Raw genomic sequence first — 17,682 nt, 5'->3', positions numbered from 1 at the left:
GAGCCGGACGGTGTGAGGCTGAGACGCGATGCCCACCACCGATCTCGCGAGCGGCGACACCCCCGCACGACCCGCGTGGGTGCGGCGCGCATTCGAATCGGATTCGGCGGAGCCGGATCTGGACCGCGTCCGCCGGGTGGGCGCCCGCTTCCTGGGCCTGGGTTTCATCGGTTACCCCGTGGTCTCCGCGGCGTCGATCCTCGCCTCGGCGCCGCTGACCGACGCCTGGTGGCCACCGCTGAGCATCCTGCTGTCGGTCGGACCAGGAATCCTGGTGATCGCGGCGACCTTTCGACCGGGCACGGCGTGGCTCACCCCGCTCGCCCTGACGACCTGGGCCGGGTACATCCTCGGCCTGGGTCTGTGGTTCGTGGCCTGGAACGGGACGACCCTGACGAATCCCGACGACTCGGCGCAGTGGATGGTCGCCTTCTGCGGTATGCCGAGCATGGTGCTGATGCTCGTGCGGCCGCGTCTCGCAGTGGCGGGTCTGCTCGTGTCGTCGACCCTCGCGCACATCTCCCAGCAGCTCGGCCGATTCGGTGAGGTGACTTCCGATGCGCCCGTGGAGATCCTGTGGTCGCTGGTGTTCACCGGTGTCTTCCTCGCGGTCGTGCTGGTCGCGACCCGCACCGGCCGAGAGCTCGACGAGACGCGTGAGGAGACCTACCGCACCGCGGCCAACGTGGCCGCGGCGTCGGCCCGCGAGGTGGAGAAAGAGCGGTTCGACGCCATCGTGCACGACCGGGTCATCGCCTCACTCCTGGCCGTCCGGCCGGGGCGTCCCGACGAGCGGCTCGCCGCCCAGGCCGCGTCGGCCCTCGACGAACTCGCCCGGGTGCCGGGACCCGGGGATGCGGACACCGTGACGGATGTCGAGGTGGTCCGGCGCATCAGGCTGGCCGCCGCCGACATCTCCGAACGATTCGACGTGGAGGTCGTGGGTGGCCAGAACGCCGATGACCAGGACCCCGGTGACCAGGACGCCGTGGAGGTTCGGCGTGCCGAGCCGGCCTCGTATCCCGTCGAGGTCCTCGATGCGGTCGTCGAGGCGATGTCGGAGTCGTTGCGGAACGTGCTGCGCCACGCCGGGGACGATGCCGAATGCGCCGTCATCGTGCAGTTGGCATCCGACGCCCTGAGCATGGCGGTCGTCGACGACGGCGTCGGGTTCGATCCGGAGTCGGTGGCGGTCGGCCGGCTGGGAATCGCGGTGAGCATCCGCGGTCGTCTCGCGAGGCTGCCCGGTGGCCACGCGCGGGTGCACAGTCGCGCCGGGCGGGGGACCACGGTTCAGATCCGATGGGAGCGGCCGTGAGACGAGAGTGTTCTCGCGGCGTCGACGACGCCGAACGCGGCGAGGTCGTCAATGCGTTCGGCATCGGGTCGCGGCCCCTGTGGCTGATGATGGGCGCGTTCGCATGCGGCTACTTCGCCGTGACGCTCTATGCCGACTCGTCCATCACCGGGTGGTGGCAGTGGACCGGGGTGTTCGCCGGTTTCGTGTTGTTCGTCGTGGCCGGGATGACGATCCTCGATTCGCCCGGTGATCCGCTGCCCGGATCGACGACCTCCGTCATCGCCGCGATGACCGTCTCGGCCGTGGCCGTGACGCTGTTCTCGTTGCCGTCGCCGCCGTCGCACGTGATGCAGACCGGGCCGCCGATGGGGGCCTCGGTGATCATCCTGGCCTTCGTCGCGGTGCGCGGTCGTCCCCTGGCGGCGTGGCTCGCGAGCGGTTGCATCAGCGTCATCGCGGGCGTGTGGGGCGCCGTCTCGACCGCGGGAGCGGTCTGGGGACTGTCGATCACCCTGCCGGGATACGCGATCATGATCATGGGGTCGCTGTTCTCCGTCATGCTGCGCCCGATGGCCCGCAACATCTACGAACTACGCGAGGCCAACGAACGCCAGGCGGCGCTCGACGCCGCCGCCGCTGCGGCCACCGAGGTGCGGGACCGACGTCTCGCCGCTCTCGACGAACGCGCACGCCCCGTCCTCACACGCATGGCGCGCCGCGAGACCCTCACCGCCGACGAGGTGGCCACGGCCCGGCTGCTCGAGGCGCAATTACGCGACGGCATCCGTGCCTCCGGGCTCGACCTCCCGATGGTCCGGGACGCGGCGTGGCGGGCGCGTCAGCGGGGTGTGCGCGTCGTTCTGCTCGACGACGGCGGGCTGGCCGCGCTCGACGACGCGCACGCGGCCGTGGCGCGCGAACGGCTGGCGAACGCGGTCGCCGAGCTGCTGGACGAGGTCGAGGACGGCCGCGTGACGGTACGCATCCAACCACCGGGTCGCGACGCGCTCGCGTCGGTCGGAGTGGACGCGAGACTTCGAATCGGTCTGATCAGACTCGACTTCGATGGCGGAACGGGGGGTGTCGACGCTTCCGGCGCGATGACCGCTGGGGACATCCGGTGACGGGATTATTCTCGAGTGCCAAGGGTCGTGCCGGGGCTGGGACACCATCGGTCAGGAAGACCGACTGGAGAAGGCGCGCACGGTTCCTCCGCGACCTGTTCAGTGGCGAGCGCGAGGACGACTCCGACCTTGCCCGCCTGCAGCGGATCGGGTGCCGCTTCATCGGGTGCGGACTTCTCCTGTTCTGCGCGTTGATGGCCCCGGTCGCTCTTGCGCGGGCCGATCTCGCCGCAGTGTGGTGGACCCCGGTGAGCGTGGCATTGGTCGCCGGGCCGGCTGTTGCGATGGTGATGTCCACACTCCTCGACAAGCCGAAACATCTCGAGATGCTCGCCACCGGCTGCGCAACCGGGTTCATGTTGGCGACGATGCTCTGGTTCGCGGCGTGGAGGGGCGAGCCCGACGACGATGCGCGATGGGCCGTGTGGATGCTGCAGTTTCCATCGGTGCCGAGCTTCGCGCTCGTCATCATGTCGCAGACTCGCCTGGCGCTTGCCGCTCTGGTGACCAACACCTTTCTCGTGCATTCCGCGAACCAGGTCGCTCGACATGGCGAGATCAGGCCGGTCGAACTGCTCAGTGCACCGCTTTCGATCGCCCTCGCCGGGGTGTTCCTCACGATCGCGATCGCGACTGTTCAGAATGTGAAGTGGCTCGACGATCGGCATCCGGTGGTCTTGGAACAGACAGCGGCGTCTGCCGCGAACGCAGCTCAGGAAGCCGAGCGCGCACGATTTGCGGCTCTCATCCACGATCGGGTGATCGCCACCCTCCTCGCTGTGCGCGCGGGACCGGCGGATTCGCGACTCGCGACGCAGGCGCGATCTGCGCTACACGAACTCGACCGCAGTATCGCCGAGCCCGCAACACTGGACGCAGAGGGGTTTGTCGCGCGAATCAGGAGCTCCGCGACCGCGACGAGCGAGGAGGTCTGCTTCATCGACGAGGTCTCGGGCGGAGGGGACTATTCCACGGATCTGGCCGATGTCCTGTCCGACTGTGTCGGAGAGGCGACCCGCAACTGGTATCGACATGCGGGCGCGGGTTCCCGATGCGACGTGCGCATGGTCATCGATGAACTGTCCGTCTGCATTGACGTGATCGACGACGGCGCGGGTTTCGATCCCGAGTCCGTCGACGCACGGCGATTCGGTATCGCGGGTGGGATCCGGGGCCGGATGGACAGACTGCCCGGTGGCGTCGCCCACGTCCACTCCGCACCCGGGCAGGGGACCGTCGTGAGTCTCGAGTGGCGGCGACCATGACAAGTGATCACCCGTCATCTGTCACGGGGGCCTCGGCTGACCTGGACGACACGGCGGTGAACCTGTTCGGTCTCGGTTCCCCTCTCCTGCAGCGCGCGCTCGGCCTGTACGCCGGTGTCCATGTCGCGGTGACGGTCGCGGCGTGCTGGACGGTCAGGATGTCGACGACATGGTTCGCGCTCGCCGCCGGGTTCGCCATGATGGTGAGCGCCGCGATACTGCTCATGCGCTACCGAAGATCGAAACTGCCGATCGCGCAGGCAGCACTCGTCACTGTGCTGGGTGTCGGCGGCCTCGGCATCTCGCTCGTGAGTCTGCCGCGCGACACCTACATGACCATCCAGACGACGCCGGTGACATCGGCTCTCGCCATCATCCTCGTGCTCGTCGCGTTGCACGGGCGTCCTGTCGTGGCGTGGCTGGGAGCAGCCTGTGGGACGGCGCTTGCCGCGCTCGGCGGGGCGGTCACGGGGATCAGCCCCGGGGTGGGCGCTTCGAGCACGGTCTACTGGTACCCGGTCCTCATGATCGCGACCCTGTTCGCCCTCATGGCGACCCCGATGCCCGAGCGTATCCGCAACATCCGGGAGCAGGCGTTCGCCCGAGCAGCGGAAAAGGCTGCGGCGGATGCGGCCGCGGTTGAGCACGACCGGCAGATGCGAGGACTCGACGCCCGGGCCAGACCGATACTCGAACGGATCGCCGACGGAGACGACTTCGCGCCCGCGGACGTCGTGGATGCGCGGCTGACCGAGGCCCAGTTGCGCGACGCCATCCGCGCCCCGGCTTGGGACTGCGACGAAGTGCGAGAAGTGGTGTGGACCGCACGCCGGCACGGCGTGTCGGTGCGACTGCTCGATGACGGTGTCCTGGACGAGAGCGACCGCGCGATCGGGCACGTGCGCGCAGTTCTCGTGGAGTTGCTGAACAGCATCGAGCCCGGGCCGGCCACGGTGACCGCGCGAATTCTCCCGCCTGGACGAACATTCCTCGGCTCGGTCGTGATCAACGCGGGATCTTGGTCGCGGCGAGTGGACATCGGCCACGACGGCGTCGTGGCAGCGACAGACCACTCGGATCAGGCGACCGAGCCTGTCGAGATGCGTCTGCAGTCGTGAACGCCGTATCGCGTGGACGGGGCCGTCAGGTGCTGCGTAGCCAGTCGAGGACGGCGGGTGTCACCGGAGCGGTCGCATCGTCGTATTCCGGGTGCTTTCTGAGAAACGAGGCCACCAGCGGGCACACTCCCACGATCGTGAGACCGCGGGCCCGGGCATCGTCGAGGGCTTCGGTCACCAGGATCGTGGCGAGACCGCGTCCGCCGAATGCCGGATCGACCTCGGTGTGGAAGAAGACCCGCGCGGTCCCAGCGTCCTGAGTGCCGGAGACGCGGTCGCGGTACTCGGCGAAGCCGGCCAACGTCTCACTGCCGGGAGTCTCGACAACGATGTCGTAGCGACGTTCGGCGGGATTGTCGCGCACCGTGCTCTCGGCGCCGGTCTTGTCCGCGGTCATCGCTGGGCCGCCGCGATCGGTCCCTGCACGGACCAGGGGAAGTCGATCCACTTGTCGGTGGTCCGCCAGGTGTAGTCGGGGATCGTGATGGTGTGCGGCTTCTTGTAGAGCACGGCGTTGCGGACCTCGGCGACCCGGCCCTGCTCCTGGCAGAAGTCGTTGACGAGCTTGAGGGTCTTGCCGGTGTCGGCCACGTCGTCGACGACGAGAACCCGCTGGTCGGTGAGGCCGCTCGACTCGAGGAGCGACGGCAGCATCACCGGTTCGGACAGCGTCTCGCCGACGCCGGTGTAGAACTCGACGTTCAGCGAGATCATCAGCTTGCAGTCCAGGGCGTAGGCAAGCGCGCCGGCCGGGATCAGGCCGCCGCGGGCGATGCCGAGGATGATGTCCGGGACGAACGCGTCGTCGGCGACCTGCTGGGCGAGCTCGCGGCAGGCCACTCCGTGGAGCTGCCAGGTGAGGGCCTCGCGCTCCGGGGATGTGGTGGTCATGGGAACACTCTTCCAGAGCAAGGGCTGTGGATGGTGGGTGGCCGTGATCAGCGATCGCTCTGGGGTCGCGGTGCCCGCCCGGTGGCCCCGTGGGTGGTAGGGGTAGGTCCCCGGAGCGCATTCTGAACGGTCGAGTGAGCTCCGTAACTTTTTGCGAATCCGACGCGACAGAGCATGCGAATGACGGCTCTGGTGCCAATTCGTGCGTAAGTTTGTTGTCATGGATGCTCGGCGCTAGATCGCGCGGTGACCGCCACTCGTGGCTGAATGCAGAATGGCCACCACTCATCCCGTAGTACTCCTGTTCCCGACGAGTAGAGGAAGTCATGTCCGAGGCCAATGGTCAGCGACCCTCTGTCGCGTCCTACGCGCCGCGCCACCAACGGGAGGACCCGCCGCTTCCGCCGTTGCCCGAAGACCCGTTCGCGCTTCCGGACCCCGTCGAGGAACAGTTGCGACGCTGGCGCACCGAGCGCCGGAACCCCTCCGCCGCCACGGTCGAGGACGCCGCGACGGGTGAGTTCTCGCCCAACGGCCATGTGTCGGCTCCGCCCGCCGACATCCCGGCCGCTGACCCGACGCCCACCGATTCGGGGCTCACCGGTTCTGGGCCGATCGAGGATGAGCCCGCGGCTCTGGTGACCACGGGCCCCATCGACGCGGCGCAGGTTCCGCCACTCACCAAGCACGAGTACTCGGTCCCGTCCGCGCCTGCGCCTGTCGAACGTAACGGACACGTTGTCCCACCGGCACCGAACGGCTCCGCTGCCCGCGTGGTACCCGAGTGGCAGACGGCACCGGTGGACGGGTTGGAGTCGCAGACCGTCGCGATCCCGGTTCCCGAACCCGTACGACAACAGGCGCCCGGCGGCTCCGCGGCCGTCGCCATCGAAGCCAGGAACCTGCACAAGAAGTTCAAGGACATGGTCGCCGTGGAGGACGTGAGTTTCACCGTCCCGGCGGGCAGCATCGTCGCGTTGCTCGGGCCCAATGGGGCGGGCAAGACCACCACGGTGAACATGCTCTGCACCTTGCTCAGACCCGACGGCGGCACCGCCACCGTCAACGGTCATGACGTCTCACACGACGCGGCCTCGGTCCGGAAGTCGATCATGCTGACCGGGCAGTTCGCCGCGCTGGACGAGGCGTTGTCCGGCCGCGAAAACCTGGTTCTGTTCGGCAGGCTGCTCGGCCTCGACAAGTCGGCCGCACGTGCGCGTGCCGATGAATTGCTCGACGCGTTCTCGTTGACAGATGTCGGTAGCAAGCGTGTCCGCGAGTACTCGGGCGGTATGCGACGTCGGATCGACATCGCCTGCGGGCTGGTCACCGCGCCGAAGATCGTGTTCCTCGACGAACCAACCACTGGACTGGACCCGCGCAGCAGGCAAGAGGTGTGGGGCCTCGTGGAGAAGCTCCGGGATTCCGGTGTCACGATCCTGCTGACCACCCAGTACCTCGAAGAGGCCGATGTGTTGTCAGACAACATCGTCGTCATCGACAAGGGACGAGTGATCGCCGAGGGCACTTCTGACGAGCTGAAGGCGTCGACGGGACCGGCGTACTGCGAGGTCACCCCGGCCGACCCCGCCGACCTCGCCCGGTTGCGCAACACGTTGGCCGACCTCATCGGCGGACACGTGCAGAACGACGACGACCATTTCGTCGCCGTACCGGCGCCCGGTGGTCCTGACACCCTGGTGGAGGTCATCCGGCGAACAGCGTCCGCCGACATACAACTGTCCGACGTCGCGATTCGGCGGCCATCGCTGGACGAGGTGTTCCTGGCGTTGACCGACCCGCGGCGGGACCGGAGCTCCACCTGACATGACGACTTCTGACGTACTGCGATCGGGGGCGGCGTCGTCTGGATCGGCCACGCTGCTCGAGCCGCGGGTGCGACCGGTCCAACAGTGGTGGGCGCTGTCCGGCCGGGGGATCTCGAAGGTGTTCAGGGGCGGCGAGGTCATCTTTGCCTTCGTCTCCCCGGCCTTCCTCGCGATCTGCTTCTATCTGCCGTTGCGGAGCATCGTCGAGGTTGCGCCCGGGATCAACTACGGACAGTTCCTGATGCCCATCATCGTGCTGCAGTCGGTGAACTTCGCCGCCTCGTCGGCGGCGATGCGCGCGGCCTTCGACGGAGTGCAGGGGATCAACACCCGTTTTCGGGTGATGCCGATGTCGCCGGTGATTCCCATGTTGGCGAGGACGGCCACCAACGCCGTCCTTCTGGTGATCTCGCTGACCTGTGCAGCCGTCGCCTGCTTGATCATCGAGTGGCGTCCCGGCGGAGGGTTGTGGGGAACCGTCGGGCTGTTCGGGCTGGCGTTCCTGATCGGCGCCCTGTTCTCGTGGGCGGCCGACGGGCTTGGGCTCGTCGCAGGCAGCCCGGAGGCCACCAGCCAGGCACTCGCTCTGCCGACACTGATTCTCGGGATGATGTCCACCGGCTTCGTGCCGCTGGAGCAGTTCCCGGAGTGGATCCAGCCGTTCGTGCGCAACCAGCCCATCTCGCAGTTCGCCGACTCGATGCGGGCGCTCGACGCCGGGACGGCGACCTGGCATCAGCTGCAACCGTCGTTGTGGTGGTGTGCTGGCCTGGCCGCGGTCGCGCTGGTCTTTTTGGCGATCAGCACGCGGAGGACGCGCGGATGACGGGCGTCGATGTCAATGGCTCCGTCTCCACCTCGGCAGCACGCCGGCACTTCCTGACAACCGCGCCGACCGAGGTTCCGCCCGAGTCGTCGTTCCGGGCGTGGTGGCGGCAGAGTCTCCCGCTCGCGGGCCGGCAGATCCTGGTGTTCGCCCGCGACTTCCCGACGCTGCTGCAGGCGTTGCTGTTCCCGGCGCTCAGCATGCTCATGTTCAAGGTGGTGCTCGGCGACGCGATCGGGTCGGCGACCGGGCAGAACAGCGCCTACGGCACGGTGCCGCTGGTCATCCTGGTCGGCGCCATGTTCGGTTCCATCGCCTCGGCGACTCGCTTGAACCGGGAACGGGCCACCGGGTTGCTCGCCCGGCTGTATGTCCTGCCGATCCACCGAGCAGCGGATCTGACGTCACGGGTGATGTCCGAACTGGTGCGCATCCTCGTGACGACGCTCATCCTCCTCGCCGCCGGCCACCTCATAGGCTTCCGATTTACGCAGGGATTGGGTCCGGCTATCGGACTGGTGCTGGTCGCGCTCGCCTATGGTGCGGCGTTCGCGACCTTCACTCTTGCGCTGGCCGTCAGCGCGCGCCCCGGTGCCCCGATCGTTCCGTATCTCGGACTCGCGTCGAGTCTGCTGATGTTCTTCAACTCCGGTTTCTCACCCGTCAGCGCCTATCCCACCTGGCTGCAACCCATCGTGGCGAATCAACCGATGACTCCGGCCATCGAACTCATGCGGGCACTCGCGGCAGGTGGCCCCATCGCCGAGAATTTGATCAAGGTCACGGTGTGGACTGTGGTGATCCTGGGCATTTCCATCTATCCGGCTCTTCGCGGTTATAGGAAAGCCGCGAGGGACCGATGACCAGGAATCGATCCCATACCGTCGGGGTAACGAATGACACCAGGAATGGCTCCGGCAGAAAGGTCGCCCGACCTGGTACCTTTCGCCGACAACAGATCGCCGCTGGTCAGCGGGCCGTGAGTAGCATGCGACGCGGTCGGGACACCATAATCTCGACGCGCGCGGCGAGGCCGAGGGGCGTAACAAGGAAGGTGGGTACGGCGATGGCATTCTCAGAGGCTGACCCTGCGTCCCGATTTCATGAGGCCCCCTCGCGTGAAATAGGATGGATATTCTGTGTCGACGTCCGGTGTGGAGGGTCTGAACGATTACCAACGGCAGTGTCGTGAGGTCTGATCGACTGCAGGACTAGCGAGGGAGTGTTCAGAGGACGTGGCAATCGCCGACTACCGTGCTGATACGCCGGGTGACGTAGACGGGACCGATCAGGTGCTTCCGCTCACCGCGGCGCAGCGCGGCATGTGGTTTGCCGAGTCGCTGTCACCGGACTACTCGGTCAACATCGCTCAGTACGTCGACATCCGGCACGAGCCGGGTGGGCTGGATGTCGACCTGCTGGCGCGCTGCTGCGTCGAGGTGGGCAAGTTGGTCGAATCGCCTTACGTTCGACTCACCGAAGTCGACGGCATCCCCATGCAGTATGTCGACATCGACTTCGATCAGCACGTCGACATCATCGATCTCCGGGACCGACCAGACCCGGTGGGCGCCGCGCTCGAGTGGATGCAACAGGAGTATCGCCGCCCCGTCGATCTCCTGAGCGACCAGTTCATCGTCATAGCAATCGTCAAGGTCGCGGACGACCGCACGTTCTGGTACAACCGCGCCCATCACATCATCATCGACGGCTACGCCGCGCTGACGATCATGCGCCGCACCGTCGACCGTTACAACGCCCTGCGTCGCGGCGACGAGCCTCGTGACAAGGCGCCGGCCACGATGGCAGAGATCGTGGCCTATGAGGAGTCCTACCGTTCGAGCTCGCGCCGGGAGACCGACCGCCAGCACTGGATGGAACGTGTCGGTGACCTACCCGAGCGGGTCACGCTGTCCACGGCGATCCCGTCGGCGCCTCTGTCATTCGACAATGTCGTCGCCGGCGGTGAACTCGCCCCCGGCCTACAGCTACGCCTCGAGCAACTCGCGGCCGAACTGAACAGCTCGATGGCCGTGGTGTTGACCGCGTCATTCGGCGCTTTCCTTTCAAGGATGGCCGGAACCGACGACATCGTAATGAGCCTGCCGGTGACCGGCCGCTCCACGGCGAAGATCAAGGCCGCCGGCGGGATGCTGTCCAACGTGCTGCCGATCCGGCTGCGCGATGTCTCGACGCACTCCGGCCGCGATCTGATCCGCGCCGCACAGCTCGAACTCACCGGCGCCCTGCGCCATCAGCGCTACCGCTCGGACGACATCAGGCGCGACGCGGGACTCGACGCCGGTTCGGTGTCCTTCGGTCCGACCATCAACATGGTCTTTTTCGACGACGAGGTCGCCATCGACGGCACCACAATGGAGTATCGGATCCTGACGTCCGGGATCCTCGAAGACCTGCTGATCAACCTGTACCAGTCCAGTCCCGGTGCGCCTCTCGTGGTTGACCTGCACGGCAATCCGCATCTGTACACCCCGTCGCAGATGGAAGCGCACCATGCGCGGTTCGTCGAGTTCCTCGGACGTTTCGTCGAAGACGTCGATGTGGATGTCGCCGACATCGAGTTACTTCAACCCGAGGAGAATTCCTCCTTGATCCAGCTTGGTGCCGGAGTGCGGCGCCGCTGGCGTCTTCGCGGCCGACGGCTGCTCGACGATTTCACTTCGCAGGTTCGCCAGACGCCGGATTCGGTTGCGCTGGTAGCGGACGGGAAGACGTGGACATACCAACAATTCGACGCACTGCGGCACCAACTGGCACAGCAGCTCGTCGACGACGGCGTCCGGACCGGTGATCGGGTCGTCGTCGCCCTAGATCGTGGTGTTCCTCAGGTAGTTTCGATCTACGCGGTGCTCACGGCAGGTGCCGCGTACGTCCCCGTGGACCCGTTGCAACCCGCCGAACGGCGCACGCACATCCTTGACACCGCCGCTCCGCGTCTTGTGATCGACGAGGGGTACCTGTCGGATGTCGGTTTCGATCAGCGCTCCGGGATACCCGGACGATCGGGCGCCGAAGTGCTGATAGACAGCGAGGCCGACCTCCCCGTATACGTGATCTTCACCTCCGGGTCCACCGGCACTCCCAAGGGCGTAGAGGTCGGCGCGGCCGCGGTCATCAACCGGTTGGAGTGGATGCAGCGAGACTTTCCTGCCACTCCGGACGACGCTGTTCTCTACAAGACTCCTTTCACATTCGACGTGTCCGTGTGGGAACTGTTCTGGCCGTTGCAGACCGGCGCGTCGATGGTGATCGCCCGGGGCGGAGGTCATCGCGACCCCGAGTATCTGTCACGTTTGATTGAGGATGAGCGCATCAGCGTGCTGCACTTCGTCCCCTCTATGCTGCATACGTTCGTCGAAGTGGTGACCGCATCGGGCCGAACCCAGATTTTTGGTGAGTCCGTGCGTCGGGTGTTCACCTCGGGTGAGGCGTTGGGGAGGCAGCTCGCCGATCGTGTGTACGAGCACTCCGACGCGGAACTGGTGAATTTGTACGGTCCCACGGAAGCTGCGGTGGAGATCATCGGACACGTGGTCGACCGCAGGCGGGGACCGGTTCCGATCGGTCGTCCGGTGGCCAATTCCGATGTGTACGTGCTGGACACTGCACTGCGACTCGTGCCCACGGGTGTCGCCGGCGAGCTCTATCTGGCCGGGGCCCAGATCGCCACTGGATACGTCCGACGTCCTGGCCTGACCGCAGGTACGTTCATCGCCGACCCATACGCCGACTCACCGCGACGTATGTACCGGACTGGAGATCTGGTGCGCTGGAACGACACCGGTGAGCTCGAGTATCTCGGCCGGTCCGATTTCCAGGTGAAGATCCGCGGCCAGCGCGTAGAACTCGGCGAGATCGAATCCGTTCTGGGTGACATCCCCGCTGTCGAAGGTGCCGTGGTTGTGGCGCGGACCGACCTGTCTGCGTCACCGATGCTCGTGGCGTACTTGGTGGCCGCGGACGATCGGTTCGACCAGCGGGAAGCGCTCGACTGGTGCCGCCGACGGCTGCCTTCACACATGGTGCCGACCGCGATCATGGTTCTCGAAGAGTTTCCCGTCAACAGCTCGGGCAAGCTCGACCGGAAAGCGCTCCCGGCGCCGGTGGTGGGTCGCGACGAGGAGACCCCGTATGTGGCGCCGTCGACACCGCTCGAGATCAGGATCGTCGCACTGATCGAGGAACTGCTCGGGGTCGAACGGCTCGGCTTGCGCGACAACATCTTCGCGCTCGGTGCCGACTCCCTCGTGGCGGCCGGCCTGGCGTCGCGCCTGCGCACGGCAGGCGGCATCGAGGTCGGGTTGACCGACATCTTCGAGAGCCGGGACATCGGCGAACTCATCTCGTCGGCCCGGGTGCCGGAAGGTGATCAGGCTATCCGGCCGCGGCTGTCCGAGGTCGTCCGTCCGGATCGAATCCCGCTGTCTCATCCGCAGACACGCGTGTGGATTCTCAACCGGTTGGACTCGGCCAGCGGCGCGTACAACATCCCCGGGGCGGTGCGCCTGGGCGCTGAGGTCGACATCGATGCTCTGGCGACCGCCATCGCCGATGTGGTCACCCGGCACGAACCGTTGCGCACCACCTTCCCTGATCACGACGGCGAAGCGTTCCAGCTGATCCACCCCCCGGGGGAGGCCGCCGAAGCCACCGGCGTGTCTGTTGTCGACGTCACGCCTGCCGACGTCGACCATGCGGTCGCGGAATTCGCCTCCGCAGGTTTCGATCTCGCCGCTGAATACCCTATCCGTGCACGATTGCTGCGAGTTGCGGGGGCCGCCGCGGGCGCGGAGCACGTGCTGGTCCTGGTGATGCACCACATCATCGGTGACGGCGCTTCCCTCGGTCCGCTGATCAGGGATGTCCTCACCGCCTACTTCGCGCGGCTCCACGGTGCGGTGCCCTCATGGTCGGCGCTGCCGGTCCAGTATGCGGATTTCGCGCTGTGGCAGCGGGAGTTGCTTGGGGACGAGCGGGACGCCTCGACTCTCGCGGGACGTCAGATCTCGTTCTGGCGCAACGAACTCGACGGTATGCCGGAGGTGCTGAACCTCCCGACCGACCGGCCGCGGCCGGTCGCGCCCAGCGGCGCGGGCGGGCATCTCGACACCTGGCTCGACGCCCCGACGGTGAGGAAGCTGCGTGCTATTGCGGCGGAGTCGGGTGTCACCATCTTCGCGGTCTTCCAGTCGGCGCTGGCTGTGATGTTGTCACGGCTCGCCGATTCCGACGACATCGCGATCGGCACCGCGGTCGCCGGACGGGACGAGCCGGAACTGGCCGACCTGATCGGCATGTTCGTCAACACGGTCGTACTTCGCACCCGCGTGCATCCGAGAGATACGATCGCGTCGCTGCTGCACTCCGTCCACCACACCCGCGCGCAGGCCCTGAGCAACGCCGATGTCCCGTTCGAGCTCGTCGTCGACTCAGTGGGGGCTCGCAGGTCCCGGGCGCACTCGCCGCTGTTCCAGGTCGAACTCGTGCTCCAGCACGATCAGGTGGTCCACCTCCTGGACGCCGAATCGGGGCTCGATCTTCTCGACGCGCGCACGTCGTTCGCCAAATACGATCTCTCGCTGAGCGTCATCGAGTACGACGAGTCGGGGCCCTACGCGGGACAGGTGTCGATCGCGTTCAATTTCGCCCGAGATCTCTTCGATCGCACCACCGTCGAGCGACTGGCCGGTTACTACCTCGAGATTCTCCGGGTCATCGGTGACGCGCACGGCGCGACCGGTGTCACCCGCGTCGACGATGTGTTCCGCTTCCCCGCGGCTGAGCTCGAGACCGTGCGCGGATGGTCGTCTGGGATGGTCGTTGACGTCGAACCCCGCCTGATACCGGATGCGGTCGCAGCTCAAGCGGTTCAGACACCTCACGCGCCCGCCCTGGTGTTCGGCGATCGAGTGGTCGCCTATGACGAGTTCTCGGCGCGGGTCAGCACCTTTGCGCGATCGCTCATCGCTTCTGGCGTCGGCCCGGATACAGCTGTGGCCGTGTGTATTCCGCGGTCGATCGAACTGCTGGTCGCCATTCATGCCGTTGTCACCGCCGGTGGCCAGTACGTGCCGCTCGATGTGGAGGCGCCCGCTGAGCGAGCCGAGTACATGATCGCCACGGCCGGCGTCGGCATGGTGCTCGTGGGACCGGGCGAGACCCCCGCGGCGATCAGCCTGCTCGATGAGTCCGTCGCCGTGGAGACCGTCGACTGCAGCGGCGACGTCGACGTGACGACTCCGCCGGTGACGGCGGAGGAGCGGCACGGTCTGATCGGTCGCGATCATGCCGCTTACACACTCTTCACCTCGGGATCGACGGGGCGGCCCAAGGGCGTGACCGTCTCCCACGCAGCCATCGTGAACAGGCTCGCCTGGATGCAGGCCGACCATCGACTCGACGCGTCCGACGTCGTGCTGCAGAAGACCCCGGTGACCTTCGATGTCTCGGTGTGGGAGCTGTTCTGGCCGCTGATGGTCGGCGCGCGTTTGGTCATCGCCGAGGCCGGGAGGCACGGCGAACCCCTCTACCTCGCCGATCTGATCGACAATCACCGGATCTCGACGGTTCACTTCGTGCCGTCCATGCTGTCGGCGTTCGTCGATGTCCTGGGTACCAGGGGGATTCGCGAGCTGACCTCGATGCGTTTGATGTTCACGTCAGGTGAGGCGTTGTCGGCGGCTGTCGCGGACGTCGTCGTGACGAACATGCCCGGTACCGAACTCCACAACCTCTACGGACCGACCGAGGCGGCGGTGGACATCACCACGCACCGGGTGCGAGCGGGTGAGGTGACGGTGCCCATTGGGCGTCCGGTACCGAACAGCACCACCCACGTCCTCGACGGCCGCCTGCGCCCGCTACCGGTGGGCGTTCCCGGCGAGCTGTACCTCGGTGGCATCCAGCTCGCGCGCGGATACGCCTCGCAGGGACGCCTCACCGCCGAGCGGTTCGTGGCCGACCCGTTCGGGCCGCCGGGTGCGCGTCTGTACCGGACGGGCGACCTTGCCAGATGGACCGCGGCGGGTGAGATCGAGTACCTCGGTCGTAACGACTTCCAGGTCAAGCTGCGCGGACAGCGGCTCGAGCTGGGCGAGATCGAGGCGGCCCTGATGTCGGTCCCCGACATCGTGCATGCGGCGGTGACGGTCGCCGATCTGTCGGCCGGGCAGAGTCTGGTGGCGTACTACTCTCCCGACACCGTCGCCCCGGCAGACGCCCAGACGCATCTGGCCGGCACCGTTCCCGAGTACATGGTCCCGTCGATCTGGATGCCGCTTCCCTCCATGCCGCTCAACCCGGCCGGGAAGGTCGATCGAAAGGCATTGCCCGCGCCGGTGATCGAGACCGCGGACTTCGTTCCCGCCGCAGGCGACACCGAAGCCGCGATCGCGGTCGTGTTCGCCGACGTGCTCGGCATGGACGAGGTCAGTGTGGTCGAGTCCTTCTTCGATCTCGGCGGGAACTCGCTGGGCGCGACGAAGGTCGCGGCACGCCTGTCTGCCGAACTCGGCATCGACATCCCGGTGGCCACGGTCTTCGCCGCCCCGTCGGTGCGCGAGCTGGCTGCGTTCACACACGACCACGCGCATGACGCCCCGTCGCGGCGACCGCGCCTGGTCGCCGGGCAGCGGGGGACGACTGCACCGCTCTCTGCGGTACAGCGCGGTATGTGGCTGATCAACCGGGCCGATCCGGCGTCGCCGGCCTACAACGTCGCGATGGCGCTGCGCCTGTCGGGACAGTTGGACACCGACGCGATCGGAGGCGCCATCGAGGACCTCATCGACCGCCACGAGTCGATGCGGACGCGCTATCCGCTGATCGACGGCGAGCCGATCCAACTCGTGCTCGACCGAGACGCGGCACTCGAATTGCTCGAGCGCAGCGTCGTCGACGTCGATGGCGACCCCGTGCCGGTGATCGCGGAGTTCACCGGCCGTGGCTTCGACGTCACGATCGCCCCGCCGCTGCGGATGATGTTGCTGCGACTCACCGAGACCGAGCACATCCTGGTCTTCGTCGTCCACCACATCACCGCGGACGGCGCCTCGATGCTGCCACTGGCCACCGATGTCATGACCGCCTATTCGGCTAGGGTGGCCGGCCGCCGGCCGGAGTGGCAGCCGCTCGCGGTCCAGTACCTGGACTACACGCTGTGGCAGCAGGAGGCACTCGCCGTCCCCGGGCCCGACGGGACGACCGAGGCGGACCGACAGCTCGCCTATTGGGCCGACCGGCTCCACAACGCGCCGGCCCGGCTGGAGTTGCCGACCGACCGTCCCCGCCCGCGGACGCCGTCCTTCGTCGGCGAGGAGGTGCGCTTCGACATCGACGGCGGCCTGGTGCACAAGCTCGAGGCGGTCGCGCGCCAGCACAACGCGACACTGTTCATGGTGATGCAGACCGCACTGGTGGTGCTCCTGAGCCGGCTGACCACCCAGCGCGACATCGTGATCGGCACCCCGTTCGCCGGGCGGGGTCAGCCAGAACTCGACGGCATGGTCGGCATGTTCGTCAACACCCTGGCCCTGCGGTCGCGGCTCCAGGACGAAGAGAAGTTCGCCGAGCTCCTCCAGCGGGTCCGCGACGAGGACCTGGCGGACATGGCGAACGCCGAGATCCCGTTCGATACGATCGTGTCATCTGTTCTCTCCTCGCCGCCCACCAGTTACAACCCCATCTATCAGGTGATGTTCGCCTACCAGAACTTCACCATCCCCTCGCTCGACATGGACTCGATGACGATCGCACCGGTATCCGAGCAGTTGACCCCAGCCAAGGTGGATCTCCAGCTCACGTTGTTCCCGAACGACTTCGGTGCACCGGCAGCAAAGGACGCTGATTCAATGACGGGCCAGTTGATCTATGCCACCGACATCTTCACCAAGAACACGGTCGAGAGCTATGCGCAGCGGTACCTGCGAGTACTCGAGGAGGTGTCGGAGAACCCGCAGGTGCTGGTGGGCGACATCGACATCGTCACCGCGGCCGAACAGGCGGCGGCCGGTGACATCGCCGACGCCGAACGCGCCGTCTCGCTCCCCGATCTGGTGGCCCGTGCCACCGCCGCAGAGCCGGATGCGGTGGCGGCCGCACATCAGGATGCGCAGGTAACGTTCGCGGTGCTGTCGTCGATCAGTGATGCGATGGCTGCCGCACTCCCTGACCCGGACTCTGCCCTCACCACCGCGCTGATGAGCTTGTTGCCCGGCCTCGCGGTGTCGGGGCCCGACGCCCTCGGCGACGTGCTGGGAGAGCTCCGCACCAACGCCCTCCGGGTTCTGGATGGCGCGCCGTGACCGGAG

10 protein-coding genes are annotated in these 17,682 nt (G+C 66.9%); 8 read left to right on the top strand and 2 right to left on the bottom strand.

Features of this window, described 5'->3' with window-relative positions; all coding sequences use genetic code 11:
* The first annotated feature begins 28 nt into the window (after positions 1-28).
* From GR168_RS17720 to GR168_RS17705, 4 genes are read left to right on the top strand one after another with little or no spacing between them, the layout of a single operon-like run.
* Positions 29-1,318, top strand: coding sequence for an ATP-binding protein (locus GR168_RS17720; RefSeq protein ID WP_159371354.1), 1,290 nt, complete (start codon positions 29-31; stop codon positions 1,316-1,318).
* A complete protein-coding gene (locus GR168_RS17715) occupies positions 1,315-2,424 on the top strand; it encodes a hypothetical protein (RefSeq protein WP_159371353.1) in 1,110 nt (369 codons plus the stop codon). Before GR168_RS17720 ends, GR168_RS17715 begins: the two co-directional genes overlap by 4 nt.
* Positions 2,421-3,689 (top strand): ATP-binding protein, encoded by a 1,269-nt coding sequence (locus tag GR168_RS17710; protein ID WP_238994931.1) that lies wholly within the window; start codon positions 2,421-2,423, stop codon positions 3,687-3,689. The genes GR168_RS17715 and GR168_RS17710 overlap by 4 nt, the downstream gene beginning before the upstream one ends.
* The gene (locus GR168_RS17705; protein WP_159371352.1) at positions 3,686-4,807 is read left to right on the top strand and encodes a hypothetical protein; all 1,122 of its coding nucleotides are present in this window, start codon (positions 3,686-3,688) and stop codon (positions 4,805-4,807) included. The genes GR168_RS17710 and GR168_RS17705 overlap by 4 nt, the downstream gene beginning before the upstream one ends.
* Positions 4,808-4,832: 25 nt before the next feature.
* On the opposite strand, the gene GR168_RS17700 is transcribed toward GR168_RS17705, so the two are convergent.
* Both GR168_RS17700 and GR168_RS17695 read right to left on the bottom strand, forming a co-directional pair.
* Positions 4,833-5,204: a GNAT family N-acetyltransferase gene (locus GR168_RS17700; protein ID WP_159371351.1), complete on the bottom strand. Its 372-nt coding sequence runs from the start codon at positions 5,202-5,204 to the stop codon at positions 4,833-4,835.
* Positions 5,201-5,698: a phosphoribosyltransferase gene (locus tag GR168_RS17695; protein ID WP_159371350.1), complete on the bottom strand. Its 498-nt coding sequence runs from the start codon at positions 5,696-5,698 to the stop codon at positions 5,201-5,203. The genes GR168_RS17700 and GR168_RS17695 overlap by 4 nt, the downstream gene beginning before the upstream one ends.
* A gap of 326 nt (positions 5,699-6,024) precedes the next feature.
* Between GR168_RS17695 and GR168_RS23970 the strand changes: the two genes are divergently transcribed.
* The 4 genes from GR168_RS23970 (at position 6,025) to GR168_RS17675 (ending at position 17,676) form a co-directional block, all read left to right on the top strand.
* On the top strand, positions 6,025-7,524 hold the full coding sequence (locus tag GR168_RS23970) for an ATP-binding cassette domain-containing protein (RefSeq protein WP_238994930.1): 1,500 nt from the start codon (positions 6,025-6,027) through the stop codon (positions 7,522-7,524).
* Between the two features lies 1 nt (position 7,525).
* Positions 7,526-8,353 carry an ABC transporter permease gene (locus GR168_RS17685; protein WP_159371349.1) on the top strand — a complete coding sequence of 276 codons (828 nt, stop codon included), beginning with the start codon at positions 7,526-7,528 and terminating at the stop codon, positions 8,351-8,353.
* Positions 8,350-9,216: an ABC transporter permease gene (locus GR168_RS17680; protein WP_068970123.1), complete on the top strand. Its 867-nt coding sequence runs from the start codon at positions 8,350-8,352 to the stop codon at positions 9,214-9,216. The genes GR168_RS17685 and GR168_RS17680 overlap by 4 nt, the downstream gene beginning before the upstream one ends.
* 372 nt (positions 9,217-9,588) lie before the next feature.
* Positions 9,589-17,676 (top strand): non-ribosomal peptide synthetase, encoded by an 8,088-nt coding sequence (locus GR168_RS17675; RefSeq protein ID WP_159371348.1) that lies wholly within the window; start codon positions 9,589-9,591, stop codon positions 17,674-17,676.
* Positions 17,677-17,682: the final 6 nt, after the last annotated feature.

Origin of the sequence: Gordonia sp. JH63 (assembly GCF_009856645.1) — a bacterium.
In the GTDB taxonomy this organism is placed as follows: Bacteria; Actinomycetota; Actinomycetes; order Mycobacteriales; family Mycobacteriaceae; genus Gordonia; species Gordonia hongkongensis.
The sequence above is the reverse complement of the archived record's forward strand: the minus strand, read 5'-3'. Positions and strand labels throughout refer to the sequence as shown.